We start from the raw sequence: 14,730 nt of genomic DNA, 5'->3' as shown, positions 1-14,730 counted from the left end.
CGCCGATCCGTTCCTCCCCGCCAATTCCGGCGAGGAGAACGATGATGAAGACATTGGCCGACATTTTCGAGCACACGCTGCAGGACGTCTATTATGCCGAGAACGCCATAACCAAGGCGCTGCCGAAGGTCGCCAGGGCGGTCAAGGACGCCAAGCTGAGAGACGCGCTCGAAGGTCACCTGAAAGAAACCAAGGGCCAGATCGTCAAGCTCGACAAGGTCTTTTCCAGCCTCGGGAAGAAGGCCAAGGGCGAGAAATGCGACGCCATCGAGGGGCTGATCAAGGAAGCCGACGGGTTGATGGAGGAAGGCTCCGGCACCGCGCTCGACGCCGGCCTGCTGGCGGCCTGCCAGGCGGTCGAGCACTATGAGATCGCGCGCTACGGGTCGCTGCGCGAATGGGCCAAGGAACTTGGCCATCAGGAGGCGCACACGCTGCTCAGCGAAATCCTCGACCAGGAGAAGGCGGCCAACAACAAGCTGACCAACATCGCCGTGAGCGAGGTCAATCAGGCGTAGCCGGTTCGACAGCCGGTGTTTGCCGCACTCTTGCCGGCTCGTGTGCGATCCAAAGGGCAGCGACGACGCCGAGCAGTGCCAGCGGAATGAAGGCGAGGAACAGGAAATGGGCGACGCCGGCGGCGGCGTCCCTGTTCAGGCCGGACGAGAAGCCGCTGGCATTGGCGATGATGCCGGCAAGGGCCGCGCCGACGGCGTAGCCGATACGCTGCATGGTCGGCACGGCGGCCGACGCGATTGTCTGCTCCTCAGGCGGGGCTGCGCCGACGATGATGCGCGTCAGGAACGGCCAGGTGACGCCGAAACCGCCGCCCTGCAACAGGGCGCAGAGCAGGATCAGCGGAATGGAGCCTTGCGGTACGGTCCAGGCGAAGCCGGCTGAACCGGCGGCGATCATGATGGCGCCTGCCACGATGACCAGCCTTTCGCGCTGCGGCGTCACCGCCGCCACTAGGATCGACAGGACCGACCATGAGATCGATTCGGCGGCGATGATGTAGCCCGTCGTCAGGATCGGGATGCCGTGCAGGCTGGTCAGGATCAGCGGGCCGTATAGGCCGAACGAGCAGGTCGCGATGGAAAAGGCGGCCACCATTGTGATGCCTGTGCCGACCGGCGTGCGCCATGAAAACAGGTTCGAAGGAAACAACCGGGACAGCGGCCGCATGGCGTCGATCCGGAAGAACAGCGCCAGCCCGACGAGGCCGAGGACGAGCAGCAGCGAGGAGCGCGCAAGCCTGACGTCGATGCCGGCGGCTGCGATCAGCACGACGCCAATTGCGAGACAGGCCAGCGCCGCGAACGGGAAGGGCGGCAAAGCGGTGTCGCGCGCGTCGGTGGCGCGGCCTTGCGGCGTGTCGAGCACGGCCATGCTGGCCAGCGCCATGACGAGACCGCCGGCGACGAAGACGCCGAAGGCCCAGCGCCAGGTGAGATATTCCGACATGATGGCGCCCAGCATCGGTCCGCCGAAGGCGGCGACGCCCCACACCGCCGACAGGATGCCGAAAAGCTGCGGCCAGATGGAGCGGTCGAACAGGCGCTGTACCGACACAAAGGCCAGCGAGACGAGCGCGCCACCTCCCAGCCCCTCCACAAGACGGCCGGCGAGGAAGACGGGCATGGAGGGCGAAGCGGCGCAGATCAGCGCGCCCAGTCCATAGAGCAGGGCCGCCACCGTCATGTTGGTGCGCAGCGGCAGGTAGCTGACCAGCCGCCCTGCGGCCGCACCGGCGACGATGGCGCCGAGTTCGTAGATCGCAAGCGACCAGCCGACCAGTTGCACGCCCGAAAGCGTGCCGACCATGGCCGGCATGATGGTGGCGACCATCGTCTCGTTGGTGGCGTGCAGGAGGATGCCGAGGCTGACGAAGCAGAAACGACCGAGGTCGCCACTTGCCCAGAGGAAAGCCCAATCCACAGTATTGGCCGCCGTATTGGCGCGTCGATGCGAAGTGCCGCTCATCGTCTTCCCATGCTCATTGTGCCAGCCGGCGACTGCGGAATGCTTGGTAGAACCTCAAGCGCGGTTGAGCTCAAGCAGGTTTTTGGGCCTCGGTGAGGCTACGGCATGGGCCAGCCGGCGATTCAGTCGCCGGTGCTGCGCAACTGGAAGCGGCTGACGCCGATGGCGATGTTGACGCCGGTCTGCGCCTGCAGGCTGAGCGGCTGCAAGGTGAAGGCGTGGCCGGAGCCGCCGACCAGCAGGTTGGCGCCGGCACCGACGGCCGCCGTCACCTCGGCGCTGGCGCCGACATAGTCGCCGGCCAGCGCGCCGGGTGCATAGATGTTGGCCATCGGCGCCAGCACGATCCACTGCATGACCGTCTTGCCGGTTATGCCGATATCGAGGCCGTATTTGCTGACGCTGCCGGTGTAGGTTTCCGCCGCGAAGGTGGCGCTCGCCGGGTTGAAGGTGCAGGAAAGGTCCTTGGTGGAACCGAAGATGAAACCGGTTCCGCCCTCGATGGCACAATCGAGCACGCCGAGTTCGACGCCGCCGTCCTGTGCTACGGCCGTCATCGAGCCCGGTATCAGGGCAACTGAAGTGGCGGCCAGAGCGGCCGCCGCAATGATCCTGCGCAATGATACCTCCCCCTGCCGCACCGCCAGGATGGTAGCGGCAAACGAGCGGGAGGCAACAGGCGCCGATAGGCTGATGCGTTATTTCAGCGAGTGGATCAGGTCGATGGATGCTACGGCGACGGCCAGATTGAGGCCGGTCTGCGCCTGCGCGCTCAGCGGCTCGAGGTTGATCGACCTGTGCCATCCGCCGACGAGAAGATTGAGGCCGCCGCCGGTCACCACACTCGCCTCGGCGTTGACGCCGTAATAGGTGCCTTGCAGCGCGCCGTCCTCGTAGTCGTAGGACGGAGCGAAGACCGCCCACACCATTTCGCCCTGGCTGGTTTCGCCGATATCGAGGCCGAGCTTGGTGACGACACCTGTGTAGCGCTCCCGGCTGCCGTCGCGCGAGGAGCGGAAGGTGCAGTCGAGGCCCTTGTTGGAGGTGATGACATAGCCGACGCCGCCTTCGACCGAGCAGCGCAGCACGCCGAGCTTGACCTGTCCCGCCTCGGCCTGGGCGGTGAAGCCGGCAAGTCCGAGGAAGGTCCGGCGGAGACAGCGGCGAGAGCAAATTTTTTCATGATGGGAAATCCTTCTGCTGAACCTGAACAACGGCCGAACCCGTCCGGCCGTTCCGTATCGGCGCACGCGCCGGCTACGAAAACCGGTATCGCCGGCTGTCGGCAAGACTGTGGCACGGCGATCGCCGGCCACGATATTTTGGCAATGGACGCAGGCTTATGCCAGGTCAGCTTACCCGGGCCAGGCCGTCCTTGGCCGGCTGGTAGTTCGGGTTGAGGTGGATCGCCTCGCGATAGGACTTCGCAGCCCGCTGCTTGTCGCCGCGCCGTTCGTAGATCAGCGCCTGGTTGGCCCAGGCTTCGGCGTTCTTCTTGTCCAGCTTGATGGCCATGTTGAAGTCGGAGAAGGCGTTCTGCTCGTCGCCGGTGGCGAGATAGGACAGGCCACGGCCGTTGTAGGGCTCGGATGCGTCCGGCGCCAGCGAGATGGCGGTCGAGAAATCCTCGATGGCGAACTTGTGCTGGCCCTGCTGCTGGTAGATCAGGCCGCGATTGTTGTAGGCGCGCGCATCGGTGGTGTCGAGCTGGATGGCCTTCTGGAAATCGTTGAAGGCGAGCTGCGTCTGGCCGGCCTTCCGGTAGAGGTTGCCGCGGCCGATATAGGCGGCGTCATAGCTGGGATTGATCTGGACGGCGCGGTTGTAGTCGGCCAGTGCCGTCTGCTGGTCGCCGAGAAAGCGATAGATCAGCGCGCGGTTGGAATAGGCCTGGTAGAAATCCGGCTTGAGCTGGATGGCGGTGTTGAAGTCCTTCAGCGCCGCCTGGTACTGGCCGCTGCGGCCGTAGGCCGAGCCGCGCACGTTGTAGGCTTCGGGATCGCGCGGATTGCTGTTGATGACGGAACTGAGCGAGGAAATGTTCTCGCTCGACCCCTGCGCCTTGTCGATGTTGGCGAGCTGGCCGACCGGCGTGGTCTGGCAAGCGGCGAGCGCAAGACCGGAGAGGAGGGCAGCCGTCAGCGCGAAGCCGCGCATGGCCGTGCGGCGTTCTGCGGTCGAAACAATCATGGCTGCTCTGTCCTCACTTACCTTGACCCTGCCGACCCCTCACCGGCCACGGTCATTTCACCAAACAATAGCTGATCGACCAAATAAAAAAGGTGGCGGCGATTGCGCATCGCGCCACCTCGATTATCCCCGGAAAGGGACGAAAAATAGGCGCTATCAGCGCGGCGCGCGGGCAGGAGCGCCGGCGGCCGGAGTCGGGCGCGGCGTCGACGGCAGCAGGCCTTCGCGCTGGGCGCGCTTACGAGCCAGCTTGCGGGCGCGGCGGACGGCCTCAGCCTTCTCGCGGGCGCGCTTTTCCGACGGCTTCTCGTAGTGCCCGCGCATCTTCATCTCGCGGAAGATACCTTCGCGCTGCATCTTCTTCTTGAGCGCGCGGAGCGCTTGGTCAACATTGTTGTCGCGGACGAGTACCTGCACGGGCGATCCTGTCTTTCGGGTTCGGATTCACAAGGCAAACGGCCACACCCATCTGCCTCCGCGGCAGACTCCACCGCGAATTGTGGCGCGCTTTAGCAGAATCAAGGCGCGTTGTCCACGGCCAATTGCAGGAAAGCGAAGCGATCCCTATTCCGCCGCGTGGCCGAGGGTGGCCGGCTCCGGCGCGTTGGGATCGCCGGGGGCCGTCTCGCAGCCGAGATCGGGGAAGGCGAGGATTCGCTTGCCTTGAAAGTCGGTGCGCACCACAAGCAGACCGCGCTCCTCGAAATAGTCGAGCAGGCGCTGTGCCCGCCGCTCCGAATGGGTGCCGTAGGCACGGGCAAGGGCTGCGTTGGAAGGCGAGGGGCCTTGCGTGACGGCGGCGCGGGCGACCAGCAGGAAGATGCCTTGCAGGTCGTCCGGCAGGGTTTCGGACAATTCCAGCGCCTTCGCCCAGGCATCGCCGCCGGCGGCGCGGGCGTCGATGCCCGCGCGCGCCACCGCCAGCCGGCGGCGGAAGGCCGACAGGTGCAGAGGCTCCCCCGGCACGCGGCGGATGCGGCAGCGGACGAGGAAATCCTGGTAAAGCACGGCATCGGTGCGAAAGCCGGCGTCCGGGTCTTCGAGGATTTCGCCGAGCACCGCATCGATGCCGGCCTCGCGCTCGGCTTTGTCGATCAGCGGGAAGACCGGCTCAGGCGCCGGCTCTAGGTTGAGCTTCGGTTTGGCAAGCTGCGCCAGAAGCTCCGCCGTCGGCATCGGCGGGGGCGGTGCCACGCGGCGCGGCGGGCGCAGCATTTCCTCGTCCGGACCGGGTGTGAAGATCAGGTCGCGGGCATCCTCCGGCGCTTCCGGCAGCGGCGTCAGCTTCGGGCTGGAGGAACGCGCCGCCGTTTCCACAGGGCCGATGGTGAGCGGCAGCGGCCGGCGCGACAGGGCAGGGCCAAGGGCGACGAAATGGCCGCGCGCGAGGTCGCGGAACATTTCGGCCTGCCGGCGGTCCATGCCCAGAAGATCGGCGGCGCGCGCCATGTCGATGTCGAGGAAGGTGCGGCCCATGAGGAAGTTCGAGGCTTCCGCCGCGACGTTCTTGGCGAGTTTGGCGAGACGCTGGGTGGCGATGACGCCGGCCAGTCCGCGCTTGCGGCCGCGGCACATCAGGTTGGTCATGGCGCCGAGCGACACTTTGCGCGCCTCGTCGGCCACTTCGCCGGCGGCGGCGGGGGCGAAAAGCTGGGCCTCGTCCACCACCACCAGCATCGGATACCAGTGGTCGCGCTCGGCGTCGAAAAGCCCGCCCAGAAAAGCCGCGGCCGCGCGCATCTGCTGTTCGACGTCCAACCCTTCGAGGTTGAGCACGACGGAAACGCGGTGCTGGCGGATGCGGCCGGCGATGCGCGTGAGTTCCGCCTCGGTGCGCTGCGCGTCGACGACGACATGGCCGAATTTATCGGCCAGCGTGACGAAGTCGCCTTCCGGATCGATCACGCATTGCTGCACCCAAGGCGCGCTCTGCTCCAGCAGGCGGCGCAGGAGGTGGGACTTGCCGGAACCCGAATTGCCCTGCACGAGCAACCGGGTCGCCAGCAATTCCTCAAGATCGAGCGCGGCCGGCTTGCCGGGGCCGGCCGAGCCCATGTCAATGTCCACTTTCATCGCATCACCTTGGCACACGCTCTAACATCGTGTCCGTCGGATGCGAACCGCCCGCACGCAATACCCACAGGCGTGATTTTGAAGGCTCAGGTCCGATTGATGGAAACACCGCCATCGGCGAACAAGGCCGTGCCGGTGGTGAAACTCGACGCCTCGGAAGCCAGAAACAGCGCCGAGCGGGCAATTTCGTCAGGCCGCGCCACGCGTTTCAGCGCGTGCAGGCTTTCGACGAAGGTGCGGGCTTCCGGTGTCTTGAAAGTTGCGGCGGGTGTGTCCGTGCCACCCGGCAGCAGCGCGTTGACCCGGATACCCTTCGGGCCGAACTCGGCAGCCAATGCCTGCGTCAGCCCGATCAGGCCAGCTTTGCTGGCGGCGTAAGGTGCCATTCCAGGCATGCCGACGGTGTGGCCGACAAAGCTCGAGGTGAAGATCAGCGAACCGCCGCCGCGTTCCAGCATGGTGGGGATCTGGTATTTGGATGCAAGAAAGGCGCTCGTCAGGTTGGTATCGATAACCTCGTGCCATGCTTCCTGTGTCAGGTCGGAGATCGGCCCCATCGCGCCGACGATGCCGGCATTGTTGAAGGCGATGTCCAGCCCGCCGAACCTGCCGGTCGCCATGTCCGTCAGCGCCTTTGCATAGGCCTCGTCCTTCACGTCGCCGGCCAGAGCGGCGGCTTCGCCTCCGGTGGAGGCGATTTCGTCCACCAATTCATCGAGTTCGGCTTGTCGCCTTGCGGCAACGACGACCTTTGCGCCCTGTTCGGCGAACAGCCTGGCCGTGGCGCGGCCGATGCCGGAACTCGCGCCTGTGACGATTGCAACCTTGTTGATGAGAGCGAACATCGTGCTTCCTTCTTGTGGGAGGTGCTGTTTCCAGCGTGACCCACAGGTGGCAGATCGAGCCCTCTCCTCTCCACCCGATACTTGCGAAGCGAATAGACGGTCCCCGCGACGCCGCCCGCGCAAAGCGGCAATCGCCGTCGCAAACAGCGCAAGGATGGAGAAGCCGTTTCGATAGTGATACACCTCGCGCCGGTAGTCATTCGAGGCCACAACGTGAAGAAATATTCGGTATTCGCCATCGCCCGCGAGGCCATGCGCGGCCACAAGGGCTGGGAGGAGCAATGGCGCTCGCCCGAGCCGAAGAAGGAATACGACGTCGTCATCGTCGGCGCCGGCGGACATGGGCTGGGGACGGCCTACTATCTGGCTAAGGAGCACGGCATCACCAACGTCGCGGTGGTGGAGAAGGGCTGGCTCGGCGGTGGCAACACCGGCCGCAACACCACCATCATCCGTTCCAACTACCTCTATGACGAATCAGCCGGCATCTACGACCACGCGGTGAAGCTGTGGGACGGGCTCAGCCAGGACCTCAACTACAACGTCATGTATTCGCCGCGCGGCGTCATGATGCTGGCGCACAACGTGCATGACGTGCAGGTGTTCAAGCGCCATATCCACGCCAACCGGCTGAACGGCGTCGACAACGAGTGGCTGACGCCGGAACAGGCGAAGGAATTCTGCCCGCCGCTGAACATCTCGAAGAACGCGCGCTATCCTGTGATGGGCGCGGCCCTGCAGCGGCGCGGCGGCACGGCCCGTCACGACGCGGTGGCCTGGGGTTATGCGCGCGCGGCCAATGCGCGCGGCGTCGACATCATCCAGAACTGCGAGGTCACCGCCGTCCGGCGCGACGCCAACGGCGCGGTAACGGGCGTCGAGACGACCAAGGGCTTCATCGGCGCCAAGAAGGTCGGCGTGGTGGCGGCCGGTAACACCTCCGTCATCATGGACATGGCGGGCGTCAGGATGCCGCTGGAAAGCTACCCCTTGCAAGCGCTGGTGTCGGAGCCGGTGAAGCCGGTGGTGCCCTGCGTGGTGATGTCGAATACCGTGCACGCCTACATCTCCCAGTCCGACAAGGGCGAACTGGTGATTGGCGCCGGCACCGACCAGTATATTTCCTATTCACAAACGGGTGGACTCCATATCCTCGAACACACGCTGGACGCCATCTGCGAGATGTTCCCGATGTTCACGCGCATGAAGATGCTGCGCTCATGGGGCGGCATCGTTGACGTGACGCCGGACCGCTCGCCGATCCTGGCCAAGACGCCGGTGAAGGGGCTCTACGTCAATTGCGGCTGGGGCACCGGCGGCTTCAAGGCGACGCCGGGCTCGGCCAACGTCTTCGCCCACACCATCGCCCGCGACGAGCCGCACCCGATCAACGCGCCGTTCACGCTGGAACGCTTCCGCACCGGCCGGCTCATCGACGAGGCGGCCGCGGCCGCCGTGGCGCACTGAGAAAGGCGAGGGGGACGAAATGCTTTTGATCCGCTGCCCCTATTGCGAGGAAGAACGGCCGGAGCTCGAATTCCGCAACGCCGGCGAGGCGCATGTCGTGCGCTCGGCCAACATGGCCGCGACAAGCGACGAGGATTTCGAGAAATACTTCTTCATCCGCTCGAACCCGAAAGGCGTCATCTACGAGCGCTGGCGCCATATCCATGGCTGCGCGCGTTTCTTCAACGCGGTGCGCGACACCGTCACCGACAAGTTCGTCATGACCTATAAAGCCGGCGAGCCGAAGCCGAAGAAGCTGCCGGGAGTTGCAAAATAATGGCCGCCTCTTATCGCATTTCCGGCGCCGGCCGCTTCAGCCATGCCAAGGTCGCCAAGTTCAGCTTCGACGGCAAGCGGTATGCGGGCATCGAAGGCGACACGCTGGCCTCGGCGCTGCTCGCCAACGGCGTCCACCTTGCCGGTCGTTCGTTCAAGTATCACCGCCCGCGCGGCATCCTTTCGGCCGGCGCCGAAGAGCCGAACGCGCTGGTGGAGATCCGCCGCGATGCTGCGCGCCGCACGCCGAACGTGCGCGCCACCGTGCAGGAACTCTATGACGGGTTGGAAGCCAGTTCGCAGAACCGCTGGCCGTCGCTGTCCTTCGACGTCGGTGCGGTCAACGACGCTTTTTCGCCGCTGTTCTCGGCCGGTTTCTACTACAAGACCTTCATGTGGCCGAAGACGGCGTGGAAATCGCTCTACGAGCCGAAGATCAGGGCTGCCGCCGGCCTCGGCGTGGCGCCGGACCAACCCGATCCGGACCACTATGCAGCGCGCTTCGCCCATTGCGAGGTGCTTGTGCTTGGCGGCGGCGCGGCGGGCCTTGCGGCGGCTTTGGCGGCGGCGGAAACCGGCGTGCGCGTCATCGTCGTCGACGAGCAGGCTGATTTCGGCGGCGCCTTGCGCTTCGAAGCCGGCGCGCGGATCGACGGGCAGGACGGATGGACCTGGGCGCAGGGCGTTGTCGCCAGGCTGAAGGCGATGGACAATGTGCGCGTGCTCAACCGCACGACCGCGTTCGGTTACTACGCGCAGAATTTCATCGGCCTGGTCGAGCGCGTTTCCGACCATCTCGCAGCTCCGGGCCGCGACCTGCCGCGCGAGCGGCTGTGGCAAATTCGGGCGAAGAAGGTGGTGCTCGCCACCGGCGCCATCGAACGGCACATGGTGTTCGCCGACAACGACCGGCCGGGCATCATGCTCGCTTCCGCCGCGCGCACCTATCTGAACCACTATGGCGTGGCGGTCGGACGCAATGTCGGCATCTACACGGCCAACGATTCGGCCTATGCGGCGGCGCTCGACCTGAAGAAGGCCGGCGTCAACGTGGCGGCCATCGTCGACCTGCGCGACAATCCGTCGGGCGAGCTGGTCGACCAGGCGCGCGCGGCCAATATCGAGATCCATGACGGCCGCGCCGTGGTGCGGGTCGGCGGCAAGCTGCGCGTCAATTCCATGACCGTGCAGAAGCGCACGGGCGGCGGCGAGCGGACCCTGCCCATCGACGCGCTTCTGATGTCGGCTGGCTGGACGCCGTCGGTGCACCTGTTCTCGCAGTCGCGTGGCAAGGTCGCCTTTAACGACGAGGTCAAGCGCTTCCTGCCCGGCACCTATGCGCAGGATTGCGTGTCGGTCGGCGCCTGCAACGGCACGGACGGGCTGGCGGCTTCGGTGGACGAGGCCTATGCGGCTGGCGCCAAGGCTGCCAAGGAAGCGGGCGGCAAGGCGGCGAAATCCGCCAAGCCGAAGGTGGAGGCCAGCGAAGGCTGGTCGCGTGGCATGCTGGGGGCGGCGCCCGGCGCGGGTCCCGGCACGACGGTCAAGGCCTTCGTCGATTTCCAGAACGACGTGACCGCGAAGGACATCCGCCAGGCCGTGCACGAGGGAATGCGCTCGATCGAGCACGTCAAGCGCTTCACCACCAACGGCATGGCGACCGACCAGGGCAAGACTTCCAACATGCACGGGCTGGCGATCGCCGCCGAGGAACTCGGCAAGCCGATACCGCAGGTCGGACTGACCACCTTCCGGGCGCCCTATACGCCGGTGACCTTCGGTTCCATCGCCAATCATGCGCGCGGCGCGCTGTTCGACCCGACGCGGCGTACCACGACGCATGGCTGGGCAGAGAAGAACGGCGCCGTGTTCGAGGACGTCGGCCAGTGGAAGCGCGCCTGGTATTTCCCCAAGGCGGACGAGGACATGCACGCCGCCGTCAACCGCGAATGTGTGACGGTGCGCAAGACGGCCGGCCTGTTCGACGCCTCGACGCTGGGCAAGATCGAGGTGGTCGGGCCGGACGCCGCGACCTTCATGGAACTGATGTACACCAACCCCTGGCAGAAGCTGGCGCCCGGCCGCTGCCGCTACGGGCTGATGCTGCGCGAGGATGGCTTCATCTATGACGACGGCGTGGTCGGGCGGCTGGCGGAAGACCGCTTCCATGTGACGACGACGACCGGCGGTGCGGCGCGTGTCATGAACCAGATGGAGGACTATCTCCAGACCGAGTTCCCGCAGCTGAAGGTGTGGCTCACCTCGATCTCCGAGCAATGGGCGGTGGTCGCGGTGCAGGGTCCGAACTCGCGCAAGATCATCGAGCCGCTGGTCGAGGGCATCGACCTGTCGGACGAAGCCTTCCCACACATGTCGGTGCGCGAGGGCAAGATTTGCGGCGTGCCGACCAGGCTGTTCCGCATGTCGTTCTCGGGCGAGCGCGGCTTCGAGGTCAACGTGCCGGCCGACTACGGCGAGGCGGTGTGGGAAGCGCTGTGGGCCGAGGGCCAGAAGCACGGCGCCTGCGCCTACGGCACCGAGACCATGCACGTGCTGCGCGCCGAGAAGGGCTACATCATCGTCGGCCAGGACACGGACGGCACCGTCACCGTGAACGATGCCGGGATCGACTGGGCGGTCGGCAAGAAGAAGGCCGATTTCGTCGGCATGCGCGGCATGATGCGGCCTGACCTCGTGGCGCCGGGGCGCAAGCAGCTCGTCGGCCTGAAGACGAAGGACCCCAACGTCGTGCTGGAGGAGGGCGCGCAGATTGTCGCCGATCCCAACCAGCCGATCCCGATGAAAATGATCGGCCACGTCACCTCGAGCTACTGGTCGGAAAACTGCGGCCGTTCCATCGCGCTGGCGCTGGTCGCCGGTGGACGCGAGAAGATGGGCCAGACGCTCTACGTGCCGATGCCGGATCGCGTCATCGAAGTGGAAGTGTCGGGCGCCGTGTTCTTCGACGAGAAGGGGGAACGCCTCAATGGCTAAGGTTGCTGCAAAGACCGCGCCTGCATCGCCGTCAGTCGACCGCCGTTCCGCGCTTGCCGGTCGCGAAGCTACGGGCGCCGGCGTCAAGGTCGAGCCGCTGCCGCCGGCCGAGCGCGTTTCGCTGCGTGCGCCGGCCGAGTCGATCGCCTCGCTGTCGCGGGCGTTGGGCGTCACGCTGCCGCAGAAGCCGAAGACTTCCGCCGCCAAGGGCAGCCGTATCGCGCTGTGGCTCGGGCCGGACGAATGGCTGGTGTTCGAAGAAGAGGGCAAGGACCTGCTTGGTGACTGCACCAAGGCGAAGCAGCTGCACTCGGCCGTCGGCATCTCGCACCGCAACGTGGCGATTTCCGTCAGTGGTCCAGCGGCTGAGGCCTGCGTCAACGCCGGCTGCCCGCAGGACCTGTCGCTGGCGGCATTCCCGGTCGGCGCCTGCTCGCGTACGGTGCTCGGCAAGGCCGAGATCATCCTCTACCGCCCGGCCGAAGACGCTTTCCGCGTCGAGTGCTGGCGTTCCTTCTCGGACTATGTCTTTACTTTCCTCAGCGAGGCCGCCCGCGACGCCGCCGCATAGGAGGCGCCGGCCTAGGCCTCTCCGTTTAACGTGAGCAAGCCGAGGACAGGTCATGGCCATTGCGTCGAAAACCGGCAAGGACAAGAAAAGCGCGGCCGTGAAGTCGCTGGAGGAAGAACGCCGCCATCCGGACACGGAAAGCGAGCTGGACGAAGGGTTGGAGGACACTTTCCCGGCCAGCGATCCGATCTCGATCACCGACTCGATCATCGCCGGCGCGCCGCTGAAGCCCGGTAAGCCGAAGAAGGTCGCGGGCAAGAAGCCGCGGCGGTAGGACCGCTTCCGCGCCATCTCCAGGCTTGTCCAGAAGAGCCGCCGATATCGGCCAGCAGATGAAAATCGTCACCGGCCCTGTCGTTCTGGCGCTGACGTTTGGGACAGATTCGAGCATAGCGGCTGACGAAACGCCGGACGTTTTACCTGTTTCATAAAAAAGAGCAGCCGGTTTTTGCCAGCCGCTCTTGCTTGTTCCCGAGGTGGGGAAGATTTCCGGCTGATGTCGGCTCACATGCCGTTGGAGATGCTCCACGGGTTGAGGTCGATGCCGAGCTTCTTGCCGCCGGTGGCGGTGTTGTCGGAAGCCGGGCGCGCCTTTTCGACGGAGCCGGTGGCGCTGCAATCGAGATTGGCGCGCACGGTAGCCGTCGCGCAGGCGGCGGGCACTGGAGCTTGGGTCCTGACGGCATTGTTGCCGGCGAAGGCGGCGCCCGGCAGGGCGATCAGCGCGGCGAGAGCAAGTGCGGTCTTTTTCATGATCTGTCTCCGGGTTGAATTTCTTCGTACATGTACGAGATTGAAAACATGTACGCTCAGCCGGTGCGGGTTTCAAGCAAGATTTCGTACGTGTACGAAAAAATTTAAGATGCGAGCGACCGGATGCGAACGTCCTCGTTCCGGCCCTGCGCATCCGGGCGAAGCGCATGTCGAGGCTGCCTGTGCGCCCAGCACCCGAAGAAGCCCAAGCTCGGATGAAAAAGATCGCGGCTACTTTTCCGAAACGGTGCGGCAGCTTGTCCGTTCGCCGCCCAGCGGCGCCACGTCCTGCGTGGAGAGGTCGGCGAGGGCGAAGTCGCACATGCGCTTCACGAAGGCCTGCGGGTCGCCGAACGGGTGGAAGGGGAAGGTGATCAGCAGCGAGATGGTCCCGTGTCCAACCGCCCACAGCATGTTGGCGATGGCCTCGGCGTCGCCCTTGAGCTTGCCGGCGGCGATGCAGGCCTCGACGCGGCCGATCAATGCCTTCATGGCGGGGTTGTCGGCCTCCATCTCGGCGAAGGTCTTGCCTTCGGGGGCCCTCGTCTTCTCGGTCATGAAGACGGTGCGGTATTCGTTGGGATTGCCGAGGCCGAAAGCCGCGTATTCGGTCATGACGACACGCAGCGCGTCCAGCGGATCGTCCGCCGGCTGCTCCTCGATGCGCCGGGCCAGCGTGGCGAACGCGTCCTCCGCAAGAGCGAGCAGGATGTCCTGCTTGTCGGCGAAATAGGAATAGACCGACATCGGCGCGTAGCCGACGCGCTTTGCCAGCTTGCGGATGGTCAGGCCCTCATAGCCTTCCTGCTGAACCAGTTCGCGCGCAGCCGCCACCAGTTCGGCGCGCTGCTCCGCCTTGTGCTTTTCGCGGCGCTTCTGCACCGTCAGGGACACGATCCTGCCTGCCTTTCTCGGGTTCGTCCCGGCGACTATATACGCCGTACGGCATGCGGCAAGATCACGCAGCGGCAGGTGGCAGCCGGCGAGGGGAAGGCTTTTGCGGTCAGGCGCCGTCCGGTTCCGGCTCCACGAAGGCCAGCGTCAGCCAGCGGGCCGTCAGCGCCGGCTTCTTCGAACCCTCGATCTCGATCGTCACATCGTGCGTCATCTGCACCCAACCGGAAGGGCGGGCCTTGACGTCGGCCAGCACAAAGCGGGCGCGGATGCGCGCGCCGGTCTTGACCGGGGCAAGGAAGCGGATCTCGTCGAAGCCGTGGTTGACGCCCATCTTCGATTTTTCGAGCTGCGGCAGCGTCTCGAAGGTCATGGCCGACAACAGCGACAGGGTGAGGAAGCCGTGCGCGATGGTACCGCCATAGGGGGTCTCGGTGGCGGCGCGCGCCGGGTCGCAATGGATGAACTGATGGTCGTCGGTGGCGTCGGCGAACTGGTCGATCATCGTCTGGGTGACGACACGCCACGGCGACAGGCCGACTTCCTTGCCGGCATTGGCGAGCAGGGTTTCGAGCGGAATGGTGGTTGCGGACATGCGGCCTCCGGTTGGGTGAGCGGCAGCGACGCCGGCTCGGGCGCACAGAT

The 14,730-nt window shown here is 65.6% G+C and carries 16 protein-coding genes; 6 read left to right on the top strand and 10 right to left on the bottom strand.

Annotated features, from left to right (window positions below):
* The first annotated feature begins 44 nt into the window (after nucleotides 1–44).
* The gene (locus FGU64_RS09490; protein ID WP_139955323.1) at nucleotides 45–518 is read left to right on the top strand and encodes a ferritin-like domain-containing protein; all 474 of its coding nucleotides are present in this window, start codon (nucleotides 45–47) and stop codon (nucleotides 516–518) included.
* On the opposite strand, the gene FGU64_RS09485 is transcribed toward FGU64_RS09490, so the two are convergent.
* The 7 genes from FGU64_RS09485 to FGU64_RS09455 form a co-directional block, all read right to left on the bottom strand.
* Nucleotides 505–1,983 (bottom strand): MFS transporter, encoded by a 1,479-nt coding sequence (locus FGU64_RS09485; RefSeq protein WP_139952829.1) that lies wholly within the window; start codon nucleotides 1,981–1,983, stop codon nucleotides 505–507. The two genes, FGU64_RS09490 and FGU64_RS09485, sit on opposite strands and share 14 nt — an antisense overlap.
* Before the next feature lie 122 nt (nucleotides 1,984–2,105).
* On the bottom strand, nucleotides 2,106–2,603 hold the full coding sequence (locus FGU64_RS09480) for a DUF992 domain-containing protein (RefSeq protein WP_246671276.1): 498 nt from the start codon (nucleotides 2,601–2,603) through the stop codon (nucleotides 2,106–2,108).
* Nucleotides 2,604–2,681: 78 nt separating this feature from the next.
* On the bottom strand, nucleotides 2,682–3,197 hold the full coding sequence (locus tag FGU64_RS09475) for a DUF992 domain-containing protein (RefSeq protein WP_246671275.1): 516 nt from the start codon (nucleotides 3,195–3,197) through the stop codon (nucleotides 2,682–2,684).
* Nucleotides 3,198–3,333: 136 nt separating this feature from the next.
* Nucleotides 3,334–4,173 (bottom strand): tetratricopeptide repeat protein, encoded by an 840-nt coding sequence (locus FGU64_RS09470; protein WP_139952827.1) that lies wholly within the window; start codon nucleotides 4,171–4,173, stop codon nucleotides 3,334–3,336.
* Nucleotides 4,174–4,329: 156 nt separating this feature from the next.
* Nucleotides 4,330–4,590, bottom strand: a complete 261-nt coding sequence (gene rpsU / locus FGU64_RS09465) for a 30S ribosomal protein S21 (protein WP_136356460.1) — start codon at nucleotides 4,588–4,590, stop codon at nucleotides 4,330–4,332.
* A 147-nt stretch (nucleotides 4,591–4,737) separates the two neighbouring features.
* Nucleotides 4,738–6,246 carry an ATP-binding protein gene (locus FGU64_RS09460; RefSeq protein WP_139952824.1) on the bottom strand — a complete coding sequence of 503 codons (1,509 nt, stop codon included), beginning with the start codon at nucleotides 6,244–6,246 and terminating at the stop codon, nucleotides 4,738–4,740.
* Nucleotides 6,247–6,332: 86 nt separating this feature from the next.
* Nucleotides 6,333–7,091, bottom strand: coding sequence for an SDR family oxidoreductase (locus tag FGU64_RS09455; protein WP_139955320.1), 759 nt, complete (start codon nucleotides 7,089–7,091; stop codon nucleotides 6,333–6,335).
* Between the two features lie 213 nt (nucleotides 7,092–7,304).
* Here FGU64_RS09455 and FGU64_RS09450 point away from each other — a divergent pair, with 213 nt between their 5' ends.
* From FGU64_RS09450 to FGU64_RS09430, 5 genes are read left to right on the top strand one after another with little or no spacing between them, the layout of a single operon-like run.
* Nucleotides 7,305–8,558 (top strand): sarcosine oxidase subunit beta, encoded by a 1,254-nt coding sequence (locus FGU64_RS09450; RefSeq protein WP_139952821.1) that lies wholly within the window; start codon nucleotides 7,305–7,307, stop codon nucleotides 8,556–8,558.
* Between the two features lie 19 nt (nucleotides 8,559–8,577).
* Nucleotides 8,578–8,874 (top strand): sarcosine oxidase subunit delta, encoded by a 297-nt coding sequence (locus FGU64_RS09445; RefSeq protein ID WP_136356454.1) that lies wholly within the window; start codon nucleotides 8,578–8,580, stop codon nucleotides 8,872–8,874.
* On the top strand, nucleotides 8,874–11,867 hold the full coding sequence (locus FGU64_RS09440; RefSeq protein WP_139952818.1) for a sarcosine oxidase subunit alpha: 2,994 nt from the start codon (nucleotides 8,874–8,876) through the stop codon (nucleotides 11,865–11,867). Before FGU64_RS09445 ends, FGU64_RS09440 begins: the two co-directional genes overlap by 1 nt.
* Nucleotides 11,860–12,438: a sarcosine oxidase subunit gamma gene (locus FGU64_RS09435; RefSeq protein ID WP_139952815.1), complete on the top strand. Its 579-nt coding sequence runs from the start codon at nucleotides 11,860–11,862 to the stop codon at nucleotides 12,436–12,438. The genes FGU64_RS09440 and FGU64_RS09435 overlap by 8 nt, the downstream gene beginning before the upstream one ends.
* Nucleotides 12,439–12,490: 52 nt before the next feature.
* A complete protein-coding gene (locus tag FGU64_RS09430; protein ID WP_139952812.1) occupies nucleotides 12,491–12,712 on the top strand; it encodes a hypothetical protein in 222 nt (73 codons plus the stop codon).
* A gap of 230 nt (nucleotides 12,713–12,942) precedes the next feature.
* On the opposite strand, the gene FGU64_RS09425 is transcribed toward FGU64_RS09430, so the two are convergent.
* The 3 genes from FGU64_RS09425 to FGU64_RS09415 form a co-directional block, all read right to left on the bottom strand.
* A complete protein-coding gene (locus FGU64_RS09425) occupies nucleotides 12,943–13,191 on the bottom strand; it encodes a DUF680 domain-containing protein (RefSeq protein ID WP_139952809.1) in 249 nt (82 codons plus the stop codon).
* A 231-nt stretch (nucleotides 13,192–13,422) separates the two neighbouring features.
* Nucleotides 13,423–14,085: a TetR/AcrR family transcriptional regulator gene (locus FGU64_RS09420; protein ID WP_139952806.1), complete on the bottom strand. Its 663-nt coding sequence runs from the start codon at nucleotides 14,083–14,085 to the stop codon at nucleotides 13,423–13,425.
* A 109-nt stretch (nucleotides 14,086–14,194) separates the two neighbouring features.
* Nucleotides 14,195–14,680 (bottom strand): MaoC family dehydratase, encoded by a 486-nt coding sequence (locus tag FGU64_RS09415; protein WP_139952803.1) that lies wholly within the window; start codon nucleotides 14,678–14,680, stop codon nucleotides 14,195–14,197.
* Between the last annotated feature and the right edge of the window lie 50 nt (nucleotides 14,681–14,730).

The organism is Mesorhizobium sp. 8 (assembly GCF_006351905.1).
GTDB lineage: Bacteria > Pseudomonadota > Alphaproteobacteria > Rhizobiales > Rhizobiaceae > Mesorhizobium > Mesorhizobium composti.
The sequence above is the reverse complement of the archived record's forward strand: the minus strand, read 5'-3'. Positions and strand labels throughout refer to the sequence as shown.

Excerpts from the sequence above, each read along its gene's own strand:
- FGU64_RS09440 (WP_139952818.1), top strand. The coding sequence starts at position 8,874 with ATGGCCGCCTCTTATCGCATTTCCGGCGCCGGCCGCTTCAGCCATGCC.
- FGU64_RS09435 (WP_139952815.1), top strand. The coding sequence starts at position 11,860 with ATGGCTAAGGTTGCTGCAAAGACCGCGCCTGCATCGCCGTCAGTCGAC.
- FGU64_RS09445 (WP_136356454.1), top strand. The coding sequence starts at position 8,578 with ATGCTTTTGATCCGCTGCCCCTATTGCGAGGAAGAACGGCCGGAGCTC.
- FGU64_RS09430 (WP_139952812.1), top strand. The coding sequence starts at position 12,491 with ATGGCCATTGCGTCGAAAACCGGCAAGGACAAGAAAAGCGCGGCCGTG.
- FGU64_RS09470 (WP_139952827.1), bottom strand. The coding sequence starts at position 4,173 with ATGATTGTTTCGACCGCAGAACGCCGCACGGCCATGCGCGGCTTCGCG.
- FGU64_RS09460 (WP_139952824.1), bottom strand. The coding sequence starts at position 6,246 with ATGAAAGTGGACATTGACATGGGCTCGGCCGGCCCCGGCAAGCCGGCC.
- FGU64_RS09415 (WP_139952803.1), bottom strand. The coding sequence starts at position 14,680 with ATGTCCGCAACCACCATTCCGCTCGAAACCCTGCTCGCCAATGCCGGC.
- FGU64_RS09490 (WP_139955323.1), top strand. The coding sequence starts at position 45 with ATGAAGACATTGGCCGACATTTTCGAGCACACGCTGCAGGACGTCTAT.
- FGU64_RS09425 (WP_139952809.1), bottom strand. The coding sequence starts at position 13,191 with ATGAAAAAGACCGCACTTGCTCTCGCCGCGCTGATCGCCCTGCCGGGC.
- FGU64_RS09455 (WP_139955320.1), bottom strand. The coding sequence starts at position 7,091 with ATGTTCGCTCTCATCAACAAGGTTGCAATCGTCACAGGCGCGAGTTCC.
- FGU64_RS09485 (WP_139952829.1), bottom strand. The coding sequence starts at position 1,983 with ATGAGCGGCACTTCGCATCGACGCGCCAATACGGCGGCCAATACTGTG.